This window comes from Actinosynnema sp. CS-041913 (assembly GCF_050942485.1).
Lineage (GTDB): Bacteria > Actinomycetota > Actinomycetes > Mycobacteriales > Pseudonocardiaceae > Actinosynnema.
In genome coordinates, this window is sequence record NZ_CP192037.1 from 7,745,382 (window position 1) to 7,767,158 (window position 21,777).

Sequence of the window (21,777 nt, forward strand, 5' to 3'; positions counted from 1 at the left end):
CATTGTCGTGCAACGCCCGACGCGTGGAGGCGGCAGGTCTCTCATCCCCAACGCGCGCGCGGATGCTGGGAAGATCCCCGGTATGGCTGTCGACTCCTCCCTGCTCGCAGGCCGACCGTTCCCACTGGGGGCGTACCCCGAGGCCGGTGGTGTGCGGTTCGCGGTGTCCGCAGCGCCCGCCGAGGCGGTCGAAGTGTGCTTGATCAGCGAAGACGGCACCGAGGAACGGCTGGAGCTGACCGAGCGCACGTTCGGCGTGTGGCACGGCACCGTGTCCGGCATCACACCGGGCCAGCGGTACGGCTACCGGGTGCACGGGCCGTACGACCCGTCCCGGGGCCTGCGGTGCAACCCGGCGAAGCTGTTGGTGGACCCGTATGCGAGGCAGATCACCGGGACGCTGACGAACCTGGACGCCGCGCTGGGCTACGTGGACGACCCGATGCTGGGCCCGCCGTCGCCGGTCGACTCGCTGGGCAGCGTGCCGCTGTCGGTCGTGACGTCGCTCGGCGGATCGGACACCGGGGTGAAGCCCGAGGTGCCGTTCGAGGAGGCGGTGATCTACGAGCTGCACGTGCGGGGGTTCACCCGGCTGCACCCTGGGGTGCCGCCACACCTGCGGGGGACGTACCTGGGCCTGGCCCACCCGGCGGTGATCGACCACCTCGTGCGGCTCGGGGTGACGTCCGTCGAACTGCTGCCGGTGCACGCGTTCGTCGACGAGCCGGCCCTGATCCGGGCCGGGCGGCACAACTACTGGGGCTACTCGCCGCTGAGCTACTTCGCGCCGCACCCCGGCTACGCGAGCGAGCCGGGGCGGGAGGTGGAGGAGTTCCGGACGATGGTCGCCGCCATGCACGGCGCCGGCATCGAGGTGCTGATCGACGTCGTTTTCAACCACACCTGCGAAGGCGGGCCGGAGGGTCCGACGCTGTCCTATCGCGGGTTCGACGCGCCGGGCTACTACCTGCACATCGAGGGTGGCGGCACGCTGGACATCACCGGGTGCGGCAACACGCTGGAGGCCGGGTCGCCGCAGGTCGTCCGACTGGTGACGGATTCACTGCGGTACTGGACGACCGAGCTGGGCGTGGACGGGTTCCGGTTCGACCTCGCGTCCACCCTGGGCCGGCCCGGCGGGGGGCGGTTCGACCGGGCTTCGGCGATGTTGACGGCGATCACCTCGGACCCCGTGCTGTCGCGGTGCAAGCTGATCGCGGAGCCCTGGGACGCCACCGGGGACGGGTACCGGGTCGGCGATTTCGGCGTGCAGTGGGCGGAGTGGAACGGGCGGTACCGGGATACCGTGCGTGATTTTTGGCGCGGGCACACCGGGGTGCGTGATCTGGCTTATCGGCTGTCCGGGTCTTCCGACCTGTACGCGGACGATCTGCGGCGGCCTTGGCAGTCGGTCAACTTCGTCACCGCGCATGACGGGTTCACGTTGCGGGATCTGGTTTCTTACAACTCTAAGCACAATGAGGCCAATGGGGAGAACAACCGGGACGGGACGGATGACAACCGGTCCTGGAATTGTGGGGTCGAGGGGGAGACTGCCTCGGCTGACGTGGTGACGTTGCGGGCTCGGCAGGCTCGTAACCTGTTGGCTACGTTGTTGTTGTCCACTGGGACGCCCATGCTGACTGCCGGGGATGAGTTGTGGCGCACTCAGGGTGGCAACAACAATCCTTATTGTTTGGATGACGAGACTTCTTGGGTGGGGTGGAAGCTTGCCGGCGATGCGGAGTCTATGCTGGCTTTTGCTCGTCGGGTGATTTCGGTTCGGGCCGGGTCTCCTGCTTTGCGGCAGCCTTGGTTTTTTGATGGTCGTACTACGCCTTCCGGGGCTCCTGATCTGGTGTGGTTTCGGGCTGATGGGGAGGAGATGGCCGAGACCGATTGGTTCGATGAGGGGCGGCGGTTTTTGGGGATGTGGATCGATGGGTCCACTTCGTTGTCCCGGACTCGGGAGGGGGAGTTGGTTTCCGATGATTCCTGGTTGTTGTTGTTGCATGCCGGTGGGGATCGGATGTCGGTTACTTTGCCTGGGGCGGATTATGGGGCTCGGTTTTTGCCGGTGATTGATTCTGCTGTTGCGGATGGGGTTCCTGAGGGGGTTCCGGGGTATTCTCCTGGGGAGGTTGTGGTGTTGGAGGCCCGGTCGTTGTTGTTGCTTCGGATTCCTGAGTCCGGTGAGGGGTTCTGAGCCTGGGCGTTCTCAGCTTGGATCGCCGGTTGTCGTACCGCTGTGGTGGGATGTGTATCGGGGGGTGCTCAGTTCGGTCTTGGGGTCGAACTGCGTTAAGGGCACGCTCGCCGCTTGGCAGGCCGCCAAGGATGATCACAAGTGCCAGGGCGTCGTGTCATCCCCGTATGGCCCAATGCCACTAACTTTAGCCACGTTTTCACAGCTCAGATCGATCCAGAGGACGTTCAGCTCGACCGGATCCGGGCCATCCCGGACTCGTTGGGGCGAGAGGCGACCTGGGGATCTGCGCCTGCGCGATGCAACTATGTCCTAAGTGGACAATCTTTCGTAGTGTCATCCGGCCTGTTCGGCGGACGAACCTGGCCCTGACCAGCGGAAAGCTTAAGTTAGTGGCATTGCCGTATGGCCTGGTCAAAGACCACCACCCTTGTCCAGGGAGCGCAAGCGAAGAGCGTGCTTGCACTCCCTGGACAAGCGCGGTTCCCTGCGGGCAGGCCATACGGGGATGACACGCAGCCCACCGCTCGGTGTGCGCGCTGCGCGCGCCTCGGCTTCTTGCGGAGCGGAGCGCGTCTGCGGGCTCCAAGGCGAAGGGCGTCTGCTGGCTTCTTGCGGAGCGAAGCGTGTCTGCCGACCCCAGCGCGAAGCGTGTCTACTGGCTTCTTGCGGAGCGAAGGGTGTCTGCCGGCTTCACGGCGGAGCGCGTCGGTGCTGCACGCCTGTCGTGGCTGGCGGTGGTTGGGTCGGTGTCCGAGGCAATCTTGGCTGGTGGGAGGGGTCTGCGGTGGGGGCGGGGGCGTGGCAGTATGCGGGTGTGGCCCCTCCATTGCTTACCTGGTGCGACCGCACGATCGACCTGCTTCTCGTGGCGTCGTGTGGGTGTAGCCGGACGCGGCGGGGTGGCTGGGTGTGACCGTTGGCGGTTGTCGGCGGTAATTCAGGGCCTCGTCGCGTCTTGATCGCTACCCCTCATCTCTTCGTAGCCATCAGGAGCGGTTTTGACTGCCTCAGTTCTTTCGCGGGTCGATGTGCACCCCGTGCTGGACGTTCCGTTGTTGCGGGACATCATTCATCCTTCTCGTGAGTTGTGGACCCCTCGCGAGCTTCGTGAGTTGACCTCGTTCGTCGCCAGTGAATTGACCACTCCCTTGCTGTCCATTCTTGAATTCGACTCCACTCGTCGGTGGTGGGCCCGTCTGGGACTCACCGAAGGCGTCGAGTTGTGGTTGTTGTCATGGCTTCCCGGCCAGGGCACCGAACCTCACGACCACGGTGGCGCGGCCGGGTCGTTCACCGTGCTCACCGGGGAACTGTTCGAGGCCTACCGGTATCCCGGCGGGCCTGTCCGCAGTGCCGTCCGTGGGGTTGGCGCGGCTGTCGGCTTCGGGGCCGGGCGGGCCCATCAGGTGCTCAACAACGGTGGCGTCGGGGCATCCAGTGTGCATGCCTACTCACCACCCTTGGTGCCTACTCGGGAATATCCCAGCCTCGCCGACATCCCACGGGACATTCCGCCGTTGCCCGCGTCGCGGCTGCCGTTGGAGCAGTTGCGGGTTCTTGCCGACCAGGAGGGGCCGTGAGCGCCGAGAGTTTCCTCGAAGAAGCCCGTGAAGACCTTCGCCGGATCGCTCCGGAGGAGCTTGCCGGGTTGTCCGACGCCTTGGTCGTGGACATCCGGCCGCACCACAACCGGTTGAGTGAAGGCGAAATTCCGGGGTCCGTCGCGGTTGAGCGGATTGTGCTGGAGTGGCGGTTGGATCCTCGTGGCGAGCATCGGATTCCCGGCTTCGACGTCGACACGACCGTCGTCGTGCTGTGCAACGAGGGGTACGCGTCCAGCCTCGCCGCTCGTGACCTGCGACGGGTCGGGTTGCCCAACGCCACGGATCTCGTGGGGGGCTTCCGGGCCTACGCGGCTGCCGGGTTGCCGGTGCGGGACGGGGCTACGCCTGCCGTCACCTAACAGCCCCTCGGAACCCGGGACGGCGCGGTAGCGTCTTCAGGATCGTGTGGAAAGTGCTGACGGCGCTCGTCGTCCTGGTCCTGGTGGTGTGGGAGCCCGGCTCCTGGCTCGTCGGCCTTGCCGGGGCGGTGTGCGGGTTGCCGGTCGCCTTGGCCTTGTTGCAGGTCGGGTTGCTGCTCGGCGCGCTGGTGTGGCGGGTCCGCGTTACGTTGATCGTCATCGGGGTCGGTGGCGAGGTGCGCACCTGGGACCGGCCGCATCGGCGCGTCGTGTTGCGGAACGTGCCGTTGATCATGTCGGTCGGGCTCACGTCGGTGCGCGCACCGGTCCGGCGGCGGCTCTGGCTGACCTCGCTGGTCTCCGTCCTCCTCACCGGGGCCGCCGTGGCGTTGTGCTGGGTGTTCGCCGGTGGGACGCCGTTCGGGCGCGGGCTGGCGGTCGCCGGGTCGGCGGTGCTGCTCAACGGGCTGGTGCCGCGCCGTGGGGCCGGGGGGACTTCGCCCGGCTGGTTCCTGTTGCGGCTGCCCCGGTTGGCCGGGCGCGTGGTGGACGAGTTGGAGGCCACGCCGATGGTCAACGAGGTGTCCGACGCGTTGGCCGCCGGTGAGGTGGACCGGGCCGAGGAGATCGCCGCCCGGCTGGTCGCGGCTCATCCGACGTTGCTGGTCGCGATCGGGTCGCAGATCGCCGTGCTCACCATGCGGACCCGGTACGCCGAGGCGCTGCACGTGGTCAGCAAGCTGGTCGGGCGGACCGATCTCGACCAGCGGGACATGGCGTTCGTGATGGCCGAGATGGCCAGTTCGACCGCCAACGCGATGGAGGCCGGGCAGTTGCCGCTCGACGTGGGCATGGGCGCGGCCAAGCGGGCTTCCGAGGGCGCGTTGCAGCTCGGGTACCCGAAGTACCGCTGCACGGGGACGTTGGCCCAGCTCGCCTTGCTGGAGGACGACACCGCGCTGGCCATCGAACTCGCCGGCCAGGCGAAGCGGTCCAGTGAGAGCGCGTTGGCGCGGGCGGACGCGTTGGCGACGCTCGCCCGTGCGCAGATGGCCGCCGGGGACAACGCGGCGGCTCGGCGGACGCTGGTCGAGGCGCACGCGCTGGCGGGCTGGATGCCCCGGGTCGCCGAGACCTCCGCCCGGCTCGACATCCGCTAGTCCGAGCCCCCGGGAGGTCGCGTGTGAGGTGGGAGTCCTCGCGCGTGATGCGGGCGGCGCCGGGTGACCGGAAGCTCGGGCTCCCGGTCCCCGCGTCACGTCACCCGATCAGCCGGCCAGGACGACCCGGCCCAGTTCCGCCGAGGACGCCAGCAGGTCGTGCCGCGGCAGCACGCGGACCGTGTAGCCGACGGCCCCGGCGTGCGGCAGGGGCACCTCGATCTCGTAGTTGCCGTTCCCCGCGTACCGCATGGCGTGCGTGACCACGTCGTACAGCTCGTCCGAGTCGCCGACCTTGCCCAGCACCACCTGCACGTCCACCTCGGACGGCTCCAGCCCGGCCAGCTCGATCCGCGCCCGCACGGCCACCGGCGTGCCCAGCAGCGGAGCCGTCGAGCCGTTCAGCGTCAGGTCCGACTCCAGCACGCGCACCCGCGTCCACGACGCCCGCAGCCGCTGCCGGTACGCCGCGAGTTCCTTCGCGCCCCGGAACCCCTCGCCGACCACGGAGGCGGCCGAGGACGCGGCGGGCGCGTACAGGTTCTCCACGTACTCGCGCACCATCCGCGACGCCTGCACGGCCGGGCCGAGGGTCGCCAGCGTGTGCCGCACCATCGCCAGCCAGCGGGTCGGCACGCCGTTGTCCGAGCGGTCGTAGAACAGCGGCGCCACCTGGCTGCCCAGCAGGTCGTAGAGGGCCGCCGCCTCCAGGTCGTCACGTCGGGTCGGGTCGGTCACGCCGTCGGCGGTGGGGATCGCCCAGCCGTTGCTGCCGTCGTACAGCTCGTCCCACCAGCCGTCCCGGATGGACAGGTTCAGGCCGCCGTTGAGCGCCGACTTCATGCCGGACGTGCCGCACGCCTCCAGCGGGCGCATCGGGTTGTTCAGCCACACGTCGCAGCCCCAGTACAGGTAGCGGGCCATCGACATGTCGTAGTCGGGCAGGAACACGATCCGGTGCCGCACGCCCGCGTCGTCCGCGAACCGCACGATCTGCTGGATCAGCGCCTTGCCGCCGTCGTCCGCCGGGTGCGACTTGCCCGCGACCACGAGCTGCACCGGGCGCTCCGGGTGCAGCAGCAGGGCGCGCAGGCGCTCCGGGTCGCGCAGCATCAGGGTGAGCCGCTTGTAGGTGGGCACGCGGCGGGCGAAGCCGACGGTCAGCACGTCCGGGTCGAACACCGAGTCCGTCCAGCCCAGTTCGAGGGCCGACGCGCCGCGCTGGAGCCAGGACAGCCGGGTGCGGCGGCGGACCTCGTGGACGAGCTTGGCGCGCAGGTCGTCGCGCAGCTCCCACAGCCGCTGGTCGGTGACGGGCTCGAAGCCGTGCGGGTCGGCGCCGCTGTCGTCGGACTCGCCGAGCAGCCGGCTCATCTCGGTGGCGGCCCACGTCGGGCCGTGCACGCCGTTGGTGACCGAGCCGATCGGCACCTCGGTGACGTCGAAGCCCGGCCACAGGCCGCGGAACATGTCGCGGCTGACCTTGCCGTGCAGCTTGGACACGCCGTTCGCGCGCTGGGCGAGCCGCAGGCCCATGTGGGCCATGTTGAACAGGCCGGGGTTCTCCTCCGCGCCGAGCGCCAGGACGCGCTGCGTGCTCACGCCGGGGATCAGCGTCTCGGAGCCGAAGTAGTGCTGCACGAGGTCCACCGGGAACCGGTCGATGCCGGCCGGGACGGGCGTGTGCGTGGTGAAGACGGTGCCCGCGCGGACCGCCGCCAGGGCCTGGTCGAAGTCCAGGCCCTCGCCGGTCACGAGTTCGCGGATGCGTTCGAGGCCGAGGAAGCCCGCGTGTCCCTCGTTGGTGTGGAACACCTCGGGGCTCGGGTGGCCGGTCAGGTCGCAGAACGTGCGCACCGCCCGGACGCCGCCGATGCCGGCCAGGATCTCCTGCCGGATGCGGTGGTCCTGGTCGCCGCCGTAGAGCCGGTCGGTGACGCCGCGCAGGTCCTCGTCGTTCTCCTCCACGTCGGAGTCGAGCAGGAGCAGCGGGATGCGGCCGACCTGGGCCTTCCACACCTTGGCACGCAGCACGCGGTCCCCCGGCATGGCCACGTGGACGAGGATCGGCGCGCCGGAGGGCTCGGTGAGCAGCTCCAGCGGCAGGCCGCGCGGGTCCAGCACGGGATAGTGCTCGATCTGCCAGCCGTCCAGGGACAACGCCTGGCGGAAGTAGCCGGAGCGGTAGAGCAGGCCCACGGCGATCAGCGGGACGCCCAGGTCCGAGGCCGCCTTCAGGTGGTCGCCGGCGAGCACGCCGAGGCCGCCCGAGTAGTTGGGCAGGGCCTCCGTGACGCCGAATTCCATCGAGAAGTACGCGATGGCCTCGGGCAGCGGGCTCAGGTCGTGGTCGCCGTGCTCGCGCCGCTGCCGCACCTCGTCCTGCCGCCGCTGGAACCAGCGCGGGCCGGTGGTGTACCGGGTGAGGTCGTCCGCGAGCGCACGCGTGTGCGCGAGGAACCGCTCGTCGCGGGCGAGGGCCTCCAGCCGCTCCGACTCGACCGTGGACAGCAGTCGCAGCGGGTCGCCGCTCTGCGCCCACCGGTCGGGGTCGACCGAGGCGAACAGGTCCTGGGTCGGCTGGTGCCAGGTCCAGCGCAGGTTGGTGGCGAGCGTGCCCAGTGCGGACAGCGGCTCGGGCAGGCTGGCTCGGACGGTGAACCGGCGGAGTGCTCGCATGGCGTCGGACCTTATCCCCCATCCAGCGGTGCGGAGCAACGTCGCCCGAACCGATGCAGGGACCGATCCAGCCCGAGCTGGGCGGATGGTCCTGCGCGTGTTCTTTCGTACACAGCTTGCAAGCGTTACCGCAACGCACCGATGCGGTCCTACACGTTACGCCGGTCGGACGTCAGGACGATGGTCTTAATGGCGCCCTCGGACTCCGGCGTGTGAAAACGGATGACCGCGAGACCTGGGAGATCGACCGTCTTGCGTGCACTCACGGTAGTGACCACCGGGGTTTGTCACTCGTCGGCGTAGGCCGAGGTCCACCTGGTCGGTGACCGGACCACCCCAGCGCCTCCCCAGCGCCCACAAGGGCGAACAGCACGGCGATAAGCCGCCATTTCCGTTCACCCGTCCGTGTAACGCCCGCTCCGGGGGTTGAGATCACCGTCTCCCATGCCGAGACCGAAGTCACCACCAAGTGTGCGATCCAATCAGACGGGGTAGGAACAGCGGGTACGGAGTCCCCAGTGACAGCCTGCGCGGTCGGGACGGGCAAACTTGACGGCGCAAGCGTCACACCAGGCGAGAGGGGCGCTGCCGATGAGCGGACGACTCGGCATCGACGAGGTCTCCCCGACCGTGAGCTGTGGCCGCTACCCGGCCAAAGCCGTGGTCGGAGAACACGTCCCCATCGCGGCGACGGTGTGGCGCGAGGGCCACGACGCCGTCGCCGCCACCGTGACGTGGCGGGGGCCGGGCGACCGGGTCGCGAGACAGACCCGCATGGCGCCGGAGGGCGTCGGGCTGGACCGGTGGGTCGCCGCGATCGTCCCGGACGCCGCGGGCTCGTGGACGTTCCGGGTCGACGCCTGGTCGGACCCGTGGGCCACCTGGCTGCACGCCGTGGAGGTCAAGATCGCCGCCGGCCAGGGCGCCGACGAGCTGCACAACGACCTGGAGACCGGCGCGCGGCTGCTGGACCGGGTGTCCCGCCGGCCCGACCGCCGCAAGGACAAGCCGCTGCTCGCCAACGCCGCGCGGGCGCTGCGGGACGAGGACCGGCCGCTGGCCGAGCGGGTCGCGCCCGCCCTCGCGCAGGACGTGCGGCAGGTCATGAACGACCACCCGGTGCGCGAGCTGGTCACCAAGGGCAAGCCGCGGAAGGTCTGGGTGGACCGGACGCGGGCCGCGTTCGGGTCCTGGTACGAGTTCTTCCCGCGCTCCACGGGCGGGCTGGACGAGTCCGGGGTGCCGGTGCACGGCACGTTCGCCACGGCGACCAGGGAACTCGACCGGATCGCCGCGATGGGCTTCGACGTCGCCTACCTGCCCCCGATCCACCCCATCGGCCGGGTGAACCGCAAGGGCCCGAACAACTCCCTCGTCGCCACCGAGGACGACCCCGGCTCGACCTGGGCGATCGGCGCGGACGAGGGCGGGCACGACGCGATCCACCCCGAGCTGGGCACGATCGAGGACTTCGACGCGTTCGTGCAGCGGGCCGGCGAGCTGGACCTGGAAGTGGCGCTCGACCTGGCCCTCCAGTGCGCGCCGGACCACCCGTGGGTGCTCAAGCACCCCGAGTGGTTCACCACGCGGCCGGACGGCTCCATCGCCTACGCCGAGAACCCGCCGAAGAAGTACCAGGACATCTACCCGGTCAACTTCGACAACGACCCGCAGGGCATCTACAACGAGGTGCTGCGCGTCGTCCTGCACTGGGTGGAGCACGGGGTCCGGATCTTCCGGGTGGACAACCCGCACACCAAGCCGCCGGACTTCTGGGCGTGGCTGATCTCGGCGGTCAAGGACTCGCACCCGGACGTGCTGTTCCTGTCCGAGGCGTTCACCCGGCCGGCCCGGCTGTACGGGCTGGCGAAGCTCGGCTTCACCCAGAGCTACACGTACTTCACCTGGCGGACGACCAAGGAAGAACTCACCGAGTTCGGCGTCGAGCTGGTGCGGCACTGGGACGAGGCCCGGCCGAACCTGTTCGTGAACACGCCCGACATCCTGCACGAGTCGTTGCAGCACGGCGGTCCCGGCATGTTCGCGTTGCGCGCCGCGCTGGCCGCGACGATGAGCCCCACCTGGGGCGTGTACTCCGGTTACGAGCTCTACGAGCACCAAGCCGTGCGCGAGGGCAGCGAGGAGTACCTCAACTCCGAGAAGTACCAGTTGCGGCCCCGTGACTTCCGGCAGGCGGTGGCCGAGGGCCGTTCGCTGGAGCCGTGGCTGCGCAAGCTGAACGGCATCCGCCGCGCGCACCCCGCGTTGCAGCAGATGAGGACGCTCCGCTTCCACCACATCGACAACCCCGCGCTGATCGCCTACTCCAAACAGGACCCGGGCAGCGGCGACACGGTGGTCGTGGTGGTGAACCTGGACCCGCACCACACCCAGGACGGAACCGTCTGGCTCGACCTGCCCTCGCTCGGCTTCGACTGGCACGAACGGCTGATCGCGCACGACGAGGTGAGCGGGGAGACCTGGGACTGGGGCCAGGCCAACTACGTCCGCCTGGAGCCGTGGCGCGCGTCGGCGCACATCGTGGCCGTGCAGCGCAGGTTCAGCGGCTAGCAGCGACAGCCGGACTCACACAGTCCCCGCGTGCCGCAGCGCGAGGGACCGTCGACCGTACCCCCGACAAGGTGGGACGAGGTGGAGCAGATGGCAGAAGACCCCCGACCCGACGCCGCGCTGACCGGCCTGGAAGGCGTGCCGCACACCGGAGAGGCCTTCGGCGCCGACGGGCTGCTGGTCGAGCCGCAGGCCGAGGACTTCCGATCGGCGAAGCTCGCGCCGCGCGAGCCCGACTGGTTCAAGGGCGCGGTGTTCTACGAGGTGCTGGTGCGGGCCTTCAGCGACTCCAACGGCGACGGCACGGGGGACCTGCGCGGCCTCGCGTCCCGGCTGGACTACCTGGAGTGGCTCGGGGTGGACTGCCTGTGGCTGCCGCCGTTCTACGCCTCCCCGCTGCGGGACGGCGGGTACGACATCTCCGACTTCCGCGCGGTGCTGCCCGAGTTCGGCACGGTCGAGGACTTCGTCTACCTGCTGGACGAGGCGCACCGGCGGGGCATCCGGGTGATCACCGACCTGGTGCTCAACCACACGAGTGACGCGCATCCGTGGTTCCAGCAGTCGAGGGCCGAGCCGGACGGCCCGTACGGCAACTACTACGTGTGGAGCGACGACGACCAGCGCTACCCGGACGCGCGGATCATCTTCGTGGACACCGAGACCTCGAACTGGACCTACGACCCGGTGCGCGGGCAGTTCTACTGGCACCGCTTCTTCTCCCACCAGCCGGACCTCAACTTCGAGAACCCGGACGTGCAGGAGGCGATGCTCGACACCCTCCGGTTCTGGCTCGACCTGGGCATCGACGGGTTCCGGCTGGACGCCGTGCCGTACCTGTTCGAGCAGGAGGGCACGAACTGCGAGAACCTCCCCCGCACCCACGACTTCCTCAAACGCTGCCGCAAGGTCGTGGACGACGAGTACCCCGGCCGGGTGCTGCTGGCCGAGGCCAACCAGTGGCCGTCCGACGTCGTGGAGTACTTCGGCAATCCCGGGCTGGGCGGTGACGAGTGCCACATGGCGTTCCACTTCCCGCTGATGCCACGCATCTTCATGTCGGTGCGCCGCGAGTCGCGGTTCCCGATCTCGGAGATCCTGGCCCAGACGCCGCAGATCCCCGACGGCTGCCAGTGGGGCATCTTCCTGCGCAACCACGACGAGTTGACGCTGGAGATGGTCACCGACGAGGAACGCGACTACATGTACGCCGAATACGCCAAAGACCCCCGCATGAAGGCGAACATCGGCATCAGACGCCGCCTCGCACCCCTGCTGGAGAACGACCGCAACCAGCAGGAACTGTTCACCGCCATGCTGCTGTCCCTGCCCGGATCACCCGTTCTCTACTACGGTGACGAAATCGGCATGGGCGACAACATCTGGCTGGGCGACCGGGACGCCGTCCGCACCCCGATGCAGTGGACCCCGGACCGCAACGCGGGGTTCTCCTCCTGCGACCCCGGCCGCATCTACCTGCCGGTGATCATGGACCCGGTCTACGGCTACCAGGGCCTGAACGTGGAGGCGCAACTGAACAACCAGTCGTCGCTGCTGAACTGGACGCGCCGGATGATCGAGGTGCGCAAGCAGCACCACGCCCTCGCCCAGGGCGACTTCACCGATCTCGGCGGCTCGAACCCGAGCGTGCTGGCCTACCGGCGGCGGTGGCGACGGCCGGACGGGCAGGAGGACATCGTGCTGTGCGTGAACAACCTGTCCCGGTTCCCGCAGCCGGTGGAACTCGACCTGTCCGACCACCGGGGCAGTCGTCCGGTGGAGCTGACCGGCGGGGTCCGGTTCCCCGCGATCGGCGACCTGTCCTACCTGTTGACGCTGCCCGGTCACGGCTTCTACTGGTTCCAGCTCGTGGACACGGGCGACGAGGGCGAGGCGAGGTGAACGAGGTGAACGCTCCGCACGACCTGGTCGACAAGGTCGTGGCCGAGCTGCCGGGCCGGCTGCCCTCGCAGCGGTGGTTCGGCGGCAAGGACCGCCCGGTCACGTCCGTCCGTCCACTCCGGACCTGTGTGCTCAGCGCGGCGGAACCGCTGCTGGTGCACCTGGTGGTGGAGGTGGCGCAGGCGGACCGGCGCGAGCCGTACCAGCTACTGGTGACCGACCAGGCGGAGAACTACGACGCGACGGGCGAGCCCGAGCTGGCGGGCAGGCTGCTGGACCTGATCGCGGAGAACGCCTCCGTCGACGGTCTGGCGTTCGAGCACGAGCCGGACGTCGAGCTGCAGACCGGGCTGCGCGGCCGGCCGATCACCTCCGAGCAGAGCAACACGTCGCTGGTGTTCGGCAGCCAGTACATCCTCAAGCTGTTCCGCAAGCTGACGCTCGGCGAGAACCCGGACCTGGTGCTGCACCGCGCCCTGCACGCGGTGGGCTGCGAGCACATCGCGCAGCCGCTGGGCTCGATCACCGGCTCGCTGGACGGCGGCATCACCACCGTCGGGATGCTCCAGCAGTTCCTGCCGGACGCCGTGGACGGGTGGGCGATGGCCACCACCAGCGTGCGCGACCTGATGGCCGAGGGCGACCTGCACGCCGACGAGGTGGGCGGGGACTTCGCGGGCGAGGCGCAGCGGCTGGGCCAGGCGGTGGCGACCGTGCACGCCGACCTGGAACGCGCGCTGGGCACGGAGCACGCGGACGCCGGCGACATCGAGCGGACCGTGCGGACCATGCGGACGCGGCTGGACGCGGTGGTCGAGTCGGTGCCCGAGCTGCGGCCCTACGTGCCCGCGCTGCGCGAGGCGTTCGAGCAGGCCCGGGACACGCCCGGCGCGATCGCCATCCAGCACATCCACGGCGACCTGCACCTTGGCCAGGTGCTGCGGACCGTGCACGGCTGGCTGCTGATCGACTTCGAGGGCGAGCCGGGCGCGCCGATCGCCGAGCGGACCGCGCTGCGCTCGCCGCTGCGCGACGTGGCCGGGATGCTGCGATCCTTCGACTACGCGGCCCACCAGCTCCTCGTCGGGCAGCCGGAGGACCACCAGCTCACGGTGCGGGCGCTGGAGTGGTCGCGGCGCAACCGCGCGGCGTTCACCGAGGGCTACGCGGAGGCGGCGGCGTCCTCGGTCGGCGACCCGCGCGGGCGCGGCTACCTGCTGCGGGCGTTCGAGCTGGACAAGGCGGTGTACGAGGTGGCCTACGAACACGCGAACCGGCCGGAGTGGTTGACGGTCCCGTTGTCGTCGATCGCCCGGATCACGGGAGAGGGAACACGATGAGCCAGGACGTCGACCGGCTGCTCTCCGGGTCGCACCACGACCCGCACTCGGTGCTCGGCGTGCACCACCTGCCGTCGGGCGACGTGGTGGCGCGGGCCCTGCGCCCGAACGCGACCGCGGTGGCCGTGCTGGCCGCCGACAAGAGGTTCGAGCTGGACCTGGTGGCGGACGGGCTGTTCGAGGGCGAGCTGCCCGAGCACCCCGGCGACTACCGGCTGGAGGTCTCCTACCCCGGCGGCACGACGGTGGAGGTGGACGACCCGTACCGCTGGCTGCCGACCGTGGGCGAACTGGACCTGCACCTGATCGGCGAGGGCCGGCACGAGCGCCTGTGGGACGTGCTCGGCGCGCACTACCGCTCGTACGACACGGCTTCCGGCACGGTGACGGGCGTGTCGTTCGCGGTGTGGGCGCCGACCGCGCGCGGCGTGCGGGTGTGCGGCGACTTCGACGGCTGGGACGGCCGGGCGAACCCGATGCGCTCCCTGGGTTCCTCGGGCGTGTGGGAGGTGTTCATCCCCGGCGTCCCGGTGGGCAGCAGGTACAAGTTCCGCATCCTCGGCCGGGACGGCGGCTGGCACGAGAAGGCCGACCCGATGGCGTTCGCCACCGAGACGCCGCCCGCGACGGCGTCGGTGGTGACCGCGTCGTCTCACGTGTGGGGCGACGCCGAGTGGGAGACCCGCCGGGACGCCACGCAGTGGATCAACGCGCCGATGAGCGTCTACGAGGTGCACCTGGGGTCCTGGCGTCCCGGATTGGGGTACCGCGAGCTGGCCGACGAGCTGGCCGCCTACCTGGTCGACGCCGGCTTCACGCACGTCGAGCTGATGCCGGTCGCCGAACACCCGTTCGGCGGCTCGTGGGGCTACCAGGTCACGTCGTACTACGCGCCCACCTCCCGGTTCGGCTCGCCGGACGACTTCCGGCACTTCGTGGACGTGCTGCACGGCCACGGCATCGGCGTGATCATGGACTGGGTGCCCGCGCACTTCCCCAAGGACTCGTGGGCGCTGGCCCGGTTCGACGGCAGCGCGCTGTACGAGCACCAGGACCCGCGCCGGGGCGAGCACCCCGACTGGGGCACGCTGGTGTTCGACTTCGGGCGCAACGAGGTGCGCAACTTCCTGGTCGCCAACGCGTTGTACTGGATCGAGGAGTTCCACATCGACGGCCTGCGGGTCGACGCGGTGGCCTCCATGCTGTACCTGGACTACTCGCGCGAAGAGGGCCAGTGGCTGCCCAACCAGTACGGCGGGCGGGAGAACCTGGACGCCGTGCGGTTCCTGCAGGAGCTGAACGCGACCGTCTACAAGCGACACCCCGGCGTGGTGATGGTGGCCGAGGAGTCGACCGCGTGGCCGGGCGTGACGCGGCCGACGCACCTGGGCGGCCTGGGCTTCGGGTTCAAGTGGAACATGGGCTGGATGCACGACACGCTGCACTACCTGTCGCGCGAGCCGGTGCACCGGTCGTTCCACCACAACGAGATTACGTTCTCGCTGGTGTACGCGTGGAGCGAGAACTTCGTGCTGCCGCTGTCGCACGACGAGGTGGTGCACGGCAAGGGCTCGCTGTGGCAGCGGATGCCGGGCGACGACTGGAACAAGGCCGCCGGCCTGCGGTCGCTGCTCGCGTTCATGTGGGCGCACCCCGGCAAGCAGCTCCTGTTCATGGGCGGCGAGTTCGGTCAGCGCGACGAGTGGTCGGAGTCCCGTTCGCTCGACTGGCACCTGCTGGACACGCCGTTCCACGCGGGCATCCGGTCGCTGATCGGCGACCTGAACGGGGTCTACCGGCAGTCGCCCGCGCTGTACAGCGCCGACGCGAAGCCCGAGGGGTTCTCGTGGATCGACGCGAACGACTCGGCGGGCAACGTGCTCAGCTTCCTGCGGGTCGGCGAGGACGGCTCGGTGCTGGCGTGCGTGGCCAACTTCGCGGGCATGCCGCACCACGACTACCGGGTGGGCCTGCCTTCGGCCGGTCGGTGGCGCGAGGTGGTGAACACCGACTCGGAGGCCTACGGCGGGTCCGGGGTGGGCAACCTCGGCGGTGTGGTGGCGGAGGAGAAGCCGTGGCACGGCCGGCCGGCGTCGGCGGTGTTGCAGCTCCCACCGGCCGGGGTGGTCTGGCTGGTTCCAGAGGCGCACTGACCTGCGTCTGATCGACCTGCCAGTAAGATCGCGGCATGGCGCTGTCCGACCAGGATCTGCACACCTTGCTCGCCGACATCGAGTCGGATCGAGTCGAGCGCAAGGAGTCGGCCGCCAGCGGGAACTCCGACCGGATAGCTCAAGCCATCTGCGCCTTCGCGAACGATCTGGCAGGTCACCGCCTGCCCGGTGTGTTGTTCGTCGGCGTCCGGGACAACGGTGAGCTTTCGGGCGTCCCGATCACTGACCAACTGCTCCAAAACCTCGCCTCCTTCCGCGATCAGGGGAACATTCTCCCACCCCCTTCCATTACGGTACGAAAGCTGAAGATCGACGACGGCGAAGTCGCGGTGGTCGAAGTGCAGCCGAGCAATTCTCCACCGGTCCGGTACAAGGGTCAGATCTGGATCCGGGTGGGCCCACGTCGGGCGGTCGCCAATTCCCAGGACGAGCGCCTGCTCAACGAACGTCGTCGGTCGCTCGACCTCCCCTTCGACACCCGTCCGGTGAGCGGCGCCACGCCGGCTGACCTCGACCTGGCCCTGTTCGAAGACCTGGTCGTCCCATCGCTCGTACCCCCCGCCGTGTTGGCCGCGAACGGCCGGACCATCGACCAGCGGTTGGCCGCGCTACGACTGACCTCTCCGGACGGGATCCCGACGGCCGCCGGGATCATCACCATCGGACGCGATCCGCTCTCCTGGATACCCGGCGCCTGGGTGCAGTTCCTTCGGGTCGACGGCACGACGCTCGCCGACCCGTTGAATGACGAGAAACGACTTGACGGACCACTTCCGGACGTCCTGCGACAACTCGACGAGATTCTGGCTCTGAACATCAGGTCAGCGGTGGACTTCACGTCCGGAACCACCGAGAGCCGGGTGCCGGACTATCCGATCGCCGCATTGCAGCAGGTAGCGCGGAATGCGGTGATGCACCGGAGCTACGAGCACACCAACGCACCGGTCCGCCTCACCTGGTACCGCGACCGGGTAGAGGTGGTCAGCCCTGGTGGCCCGTTCGGCGTGGTCACCGTCGACACCTTCGGCCAAGGGCTGACGGACTACCGGAACCCGACCTTGGCGGAAATCATGCGCGGCTTGGGGTATGTGCAGCGGTTCGGTGCAGGCATTCCGGTCACGGTGAGCAGCCTGGCCGGCAACGGCAATCCGGATGCCGAGTTCACCCCGACCTCATCACACGTGGCAGTCACCTTGAGGAGTCGCGAGTGAATGTCCCAGTGGTCGCCTTCTTCAACAACAAGGGCGGGGTCGGGAAGACGTCACTCGTCTACCACCTGGCCTGGATGCTGGCCGACACCGGGCACCGGGTGCTCGCCGCCGACCTCGATCCACAAGCCAATCTGACTTCCGCTTTCCTGGACGAAGGTCGACTCGAACAACTGTGGCCGGAGAACAGCCACCATGAAACGGTATGGGGAGCTATCCGACCCTTCCACACCGGCGAAGGCGGCTTTGCCGAGATCAACTTGACGTCGACTTCGGAGAGCCGGCTGGCCCTGTTGCCGGGCGACCTCGCGCTGTCCGCGTTCGAAGACGAACTGAGCAGCGCGTGGCCCAAGTGCCTGGACGGGGACGCACGCTCCTTCCGGGTCATTTCCTCCTTCTGGTCGATCATCAACCGCGCCGTCGAGCAGCACTCGGCCAACCTGGTGCTCGTTGACGTCGGCCCGAGCCTGGGCGCGATAAACCGGGCCGCCCTGGTGAGTTCGGATTACGTGGTGATCCCGGTCGCGCCGGACCTCTTCAGCCTCCAAGGCCTGCGGAACCTCGGCCCGACACTCCGCCAGTGGCGCTCCGGATGGCGCAACCGACTGGAGGTCCGCCCGGCCTCGATCGACTCCTCACCGGCCGGCCGGATGGATGCGCTCGGCTACGTGGTGCTCCAGCACGGCGTTCGACTCGACCGCCCGGTGAAGGCCTACCAGAGGTGGATGGACCAGATTCCGGGTGAATTTCGTTCGGCGGTCCTCGGGGTCGACGAGCCGGCTCCTCCGGTTGATTCCGATCCGCACTGCCTGGGCCAACTCAAGCACTACCACAGCCTCATGCCGCTCGCGCAGGAAGCGCGCAAACCGATCTTTGCGCTGACCAGCGCGGACGGCGCCTTCGGAGGCCATTTCCAAGCCGCGAAAGATGCGTACGGCCACTTCGACTCACTCGCCAAGAGGATCCTCACCGCGATGGAGTCGGATTCCGCATGACCATCCGGTGCGGTGTGCCCGTGCCGTCGGCGGGCACGGACCAGGTTTCCCTCGCCAGGCCGTAGCCCACGGTGGCGGCGTCGGGCCACACCGCCTGGTCGTCGACGCTGCGGGTCTCGGCCAGCGGGGTCTCCGCCATGGTGGCCAGGTCCAGCACGTGCAGCCGCCACGGGCCCGGGTCGACCCGCTTCTTGAACGCCAGCCGGGTGCCGTCCGGCGACAGCGACGGGCATTCCACGTTGTCCCGCAACGCCTCCGCCTCCCACGTCCGGTAGTCGGCCCGGATCAGGTGGGTCCGGCCACGGCTGGCGGCGGTGGCGTAGAACCGGGTGTCGTCCGCGCCGAACGTGACGCCCCAGAAGTTCAGGTCCGGCGCGTGGTACCGCTTCCCGTCGACGGTCAGCGGGATGTCCTCGATCGACTTCCGCAGGTCGTCGGTTTCGGTGTCGAGGATGCCGGTCCGGGTGGAGAAGCCGGCCGTGTTGTAGGAGTCGCCGGACACGAACACCGTCCACGACACCATCCGCCCGCTCGGCGACACCTGGAGCCTGCTCGGGATGCCGGGCACGGCGTGCCGCCGCTCCAGTCCCGCGCGGGTGACCACGAGTTCCGCCATCGGCGGCACGCCCAACCGGGCGGCGAGGCAGGCGACGGTGCCACCCCTCGCCGACTGGCGGTCGCACGCCGCGCCCGCCTCGGCCGGGCGACCGCGGGCGTGCACGACGTACACCGCCGCGGCTGCGATCAGGACGAGGGCCGCGGCGACAGCGGTCGCCCGACGACCGCGCCGGCCAGCACGCACGCCAACAGGACCAGCGACACCAGGATCGCCGTCGACACTCCCCAGAGAGTCCACATCGCTCCAAAAAGGACGGAGGAAACGAGTTTCGCCAACGCCTGACCGGTCTGCAGCACCGCCATCCCGCTGGTGCGCAGCTCGGCCGGCAGCAACGGGCTCGCGGCGGCCATCAGCACGCCGTCCGTGGCCGCGTAGAACACGCCGTGCAGCACCAGGACCACGACGGCGCCCGCGTACGGCGTGAGCAGCAGGCCGAAGGCCAGCGCCAGTGCGACGTGCCCGGCGAGGAACACCGGCCACCGCCCCACCCGGTCGGCCAACCGGCCCAACGGCACGGCCAGCAGCAGGTACACCGCCGCCGTGCCCAACGCCAGCAACGGGAAGTGCACCGCGTCGAGCCCGAGCCGCTGTTGCAGCACCAGGTACAGGAAGGCGTCGCCGACGGTGACCACGCCGAGCACCGCCGCCCAGCCGACCATCCGCCGGAACGGCTTGCGCCACAACGTCTTCAGCGGTGGACGGGCGGGCGTCGGCGCACGGTGGTCGCGCACCAGCAGCCCGAGCAGCACGACACCCAGCGCGGCGACGCAGAAGCTGGTGACGAACACCGCGTCGTAGTCGCCGAGGCTCGCCCACAGCACGAACATCGCCACCAACGGCCCGATGAACGCGCCCACGGTGTCCATCGCCCGGTGCACGCCGAACGCCCGGCCGAGGGTGTCCGGTGTGCTGCTCAACGAGATCAGCGCGTCCCGCGGCGCGGTGCGCAGCCCCTTGCCGGTGCGGTCGACGGCGAGCACGCCGCCCAACGCCACCACCGAGGAGCCCACCGCGAGCAGCCCGAGCTTGGCCAGCGCGGACAGCCCGTACCCGGTCAGCGCCACGGCTTTGCGCCGCTGCCACCGGTCGGCCACGTGCCCGCCGAGCAGTCGCACCACGGCCGTCACGCCGGAGTAGAGCCCGTCCAGCACACCGAACTGGAACGGGCTCAACCCGAGCGCGACCACGAAGTACAGCGGCAGCACCGCGGTCACCATCTCCGAGGAGACGTCGGTGACCAGGCTGACCAGGCCGAGCGCGAGCACGTTGCCCGCGACCCGGCCCCGGCCGGCGGTGCCGCCGGGAGCCTGCCGCGCGGTCGCGATGTACATCAGTGGCAGGTGTAGGTCGGCGTGCTGTCGACCGGCTTCCCGTCCAGGCCCAGGTACTGCCAGGAGTAGGTGCTGTCGGTCAACGTCAGCTTCAGCACGCCGTGGGTGGACTTGGCGAACTCGGTGATCGCCGGGTTGGCGGACACCTTGTAGAGCGACGCGCCGCCGCCACCGCCGATGACCGACCGGGTGCCGTCGGGATCGGCCTTCCCGCCGGCGTTCAACGGCTTGAACCGCTCGTAGTGGTGGTCGTGGCCGCCCAGCACGAGGTCGGTCTTGTTGGCCACCAACGTCTCCCACAACCCGGCGCTGCTGGTGTTGTGGCCGTGCTCGCCGGAACTCCAGCGCGGGTGGTGGAAGTACGCGGCCACACAGCCCTTCCGGTTGGCCGCGAGGTCGCGCTTGAGCCACTCGGCCTGCTCCGAGCCGGGTTTGCCCGACTCGTTCGAGTCCAGCGCGACGAAGTGCCAGTTGCCGTGGTCCCACGAGTAGTAGGTCTTGCCCTGCGGCGTGGCGAGCGCGCCGAAGTAGCCCTTGTACCCGGCCAGCGGCGGGTCGGAGTACGTCTCGTGGTTGCCCGGCGTCGGCTTGGTCTTTGCCTTGAACCGGCCCCAGGTCTTGTCGTAGTAGTTCCGGAAGTCCGACAGGTGCGCGTCGTCGTACTGGTTGTCGCCCATGGTGATCACCGCGAGCGGGTTCATCTGCTCGACCAGCCGCGCGGTCTTCGGGTGCACGCAGGAGGAACTGCTCGCGGTGCACTGCTCGGCGATGTCGCCGGCCGCCGCGATCACGAACGACCCGGAACCGGCGCCCGTCGTGGCGCGGACCTGGTTGCCCGGCGCGGACGTGTTGCCCGCCGCGTCCCTGGCCCGGACGGTGTAGTCGTAGCCCGTGCTCGGGGCCAGGCCGCCGTCGGTGTACGCGGTGCCGGCCGCGGTCGCGACGACCACGCCGTCACGCACGATGTCGTACCCGGCGACGCCCACGTTGTCGGTGGCCGCCGTCCAGGCTAGCGACGCGCTGCTCGACGTCGTGCCGGTGACCCGGAGGCCGGTCGGCACGCTCGGCGGAGTCGTGTCCCCACCACCGGCGCGGACCCCGTAGACCTCCAGTTCCCAGATCGAGTAGCCCCACTCGGTGGCCCGTTCGGTGCCGAAGATCCGCAGGTAGCGGCCGGTGCCGGTGAGCCCGTTGTGGGTGTCGGAGGCACCGTCGCCGGTGCTGCGGCTGCTGATGTCGGTCCACGACGAGCCGTTGGCGGAGAGCTGGACCTGGTACTTGGTCGCGTGAGCGGCCTCCCAGCGGACGACCACCTGGTGGACCTCGGCCGCGCCGCCGAGGTCCACGGTGAGCCACTGGGGATCGATGCCGGGCGCGCTGGCCCAGCGGGTGTCGGGGCGGCCGTCGACCGCGAACTGGCCGGCCAGACCGTTGTCCTCGACGGACGACGTGGTGACCGGTTTTCCTTGGGAGAGTAGGGAATCAGCGGGTGCGCTGGCGGCCGTCAACGGCTGTGCGAGCAGAGCGAACACAGCCACCGAGGCCAGTGGTGCGACTCGGCGCACGGGTTCTCCTCACGGTCCGGGGCGGCGGCTCGGGAGCAGAATCGTAAAGGTTGTTTACAAT

General features: G+C 69.5%; 14 protein-coding genes. 10 read left to right on the forward strand and 4 right to left on the reverse strand.

Annotated elements, in window-relative coordinates:
* Window positions 1-82 precede the first annotated feature (82 nt).
* From glgX to ACQPZF_RS34890, 4 genes are all read left to right on the forward strand, one after another.
* Entirely contained in the window at window positions 83-2,206 is a 2,124-nt protein-coding gene (gene glgX / locus ACQPZF_RS34875) for a glycogen debranching protein GlgX (protein ID WP_433264371.1), read from the forward strand.
* Between the two features lie 1,001 nt (window positions 2,207-3,207).
* Window positions 3,208-3,789, forward strand: a complete 582-nt coding sequence (locus ACQPZF_RS34880) for a cysteine dioxygenase (RefSeq protein WP_433264373.1) — start codon at window positions 3,208-3,210, stop codon at window positions 3,787-3,789.
* Window positions 3,786-4,172, forward strand: a complete 387-nt coding sequence (locus ACQPZF_RS34885; RefSeq protein ID WP_433264375.1) for a rhodanese-like domain-containing protein — start codon at window positions 3,786-3,788, stop codon at window positions 4,170-4,172. Before ACQPZF_RS34880 ends, ACQPZF_RS34885 begins: the two co-directional genes overlap by 4 nt.
* Window positions 4,173-4,216: 44 nt before the next feature.
* Window positions 4,217-5,332 carry a tetratricopeptide repeat protein gene (locus ACQPZF_RS34890; RefSeq protein ID WP_433264377.1) on the forward strand — a complete coding sequence of 372 codons (1,116 nt, stop codon included), beginning with the start codon at window positions 4,217-4,219 and terminating at the stop codon, window positions 5,330-5,332.
* A 108-nt stretch (window positions 5,333-5,440) separates the two neighbouring features.
* On the opposite strand, the gene glgP is transcribed toward ACQPZF_RS34890, so the two are convergent.
* Window positions 5,441-8,011: an alpha-glucan family phosphorylase gene (gene glgP, locus ACQPZF_RS34895; RefSeq protein WP_433264379.1), complete on the reverse strand. Its 2,571-nt coding sequence runs from the start codon at window positions 8,009-8,011 to the stop codon at window positions 5,441-5,443.
* Window positions 8,012-8,602: 591 nt separating this feature from the next.
* Here glgP and ACQPZF_RS34900 point away from each other — a divergent pair.
* The 6 genes from ACQPZF_RS34900 (at window position 8,603) to ACQPZF_RS34925 (ending at window position 18,201) form a co-directional block, all read left to right on the forward strand.
* A complete protein-coding gene (locus ACQPZF_RS34900) occupies window positions 8,603-10,582 on the forward strand; it encodes an alpha-1,4-glucan--maltose-1-phosphate maltosyltransferase (protein WP_433264381.1) in 1,980 nt (659 codons plus the stop codon).
* A 90-nt stretch (window positions 10,583-10,672) separates the two neighbouring features.
* Entirely contained in the window at window positions 10,673-12,484 is a 1,812-nt protein-coding gene (gene treS / locus ACQPZF_RS34905; RefSeq protein ID WP_433264383.1) for a maltose alpha-D-glucosyltransferase, read from the forward strand.
* Window positions 12,485-12,489: 5 nt separating this feature from the next.
* Entirely contained in the window at window positions 12,490-13,824 is a 1,335-nt protein-coding gene (locus tag ACQPZF_RS34910; RefSeq protein ID WP_433264385.1) for a maltokinase N-terminal cap-like domain-containing protein, read from the forward strand.
* Window positions 13,821-15,977, forward strand: coding sequence for a 1,4-alpha-glucan branching protein GlgB (gene glgB, locus ACQPZF_RS34915; protein WP_433264387.1), 2,157 nt, complete (start codon window positions 13,821-13,823; stop codon window positions 15,975-15,977). Before ACQPZF_RS34910 ends, glgB begins: the two co-directional genes overlap by 4 nt.
* A gap of 35 nt (window positions 15,978-16,012) precedes the next feature.
* Window positions 16,013-17,209 (forward strand): RNA-binding domain-containing protein, encoded by a 1,197-nt coding sequence (locus tag ACQPZF_RS34920; protein ID WP_433264389.1) that lies wholly within the window; start codon window positions 16,013-16,015, stop codon window positions 17,207-17,209.
* A complete protein-coding gene (locus ACQPZF_RS34925) occupies window positions 17,206-18,201 on the forward strand; it encodes a ParA family protein (RefSeq protein ID WP_433264391.1) in 996 nt (331 codons plus the stop codon). Before ACQPZF_RS34920 ends, ACQPZF_RS34925 begins: the two co-directional genes overlap by 4 nt.
* Here the strand turns inward: ACQPZF_RS34925 and ACQPZF_RS34930 are convergent.
* Genes ACQPZF_RS34930 through ACQPZF_RS34940 form a run of 3 tightly spaced genes read right to left on the reverse strand, consistent with a single transcriptional unit; the run spans window position 18,173 to window position 21,716 of the window.
* On the reverse strand, window positions 18,173-19,003 hold the full coding sequence (locus ACQPZF_RS34930; protein WP_433264393.1) for a hypothetical protein: 831 nt from the start codon (window positions 19,001-19,003) through the stop codon (window positions 18,173-18,175). The genes ACQPZF_RS34925 and ACQPZF_RS34930 overlap by 29 nt on opposite strands.
* Window positions 18,946-20,151: an MFS transporter gene (locus ACQPZF_RS34935; RefSeq protein WP_433264395.1), complete on the reverse strand. Its 1,206-nt coding sequence runs from the start codon at window positions 20,149-20,151 to the stop codon at window positions 18,946-18,948. The genes ACQPZF_RS34930 and ACQPZF_RS34935 overlap by 58 nt, the downstream gene beginning before the upstream one ends.
* Window positions 20,151-21,716, reverse strand: coding sequence for a discoidin domain-containing protein (locus tag ACQPZF_RS34940; RefSeq protein WP_433264397.1), 1,566 nt, complete (start codon window positions 21,714-21,716; stop codon window positions 20,151-20,153). Before ACQPZF_RS34940 ends, ACQPZF_RS34935 begins: the two co-directional genes overlap by 1 nt.
* Window positions 21,717-21,777 lie beyond the last annotated feature (61 nt).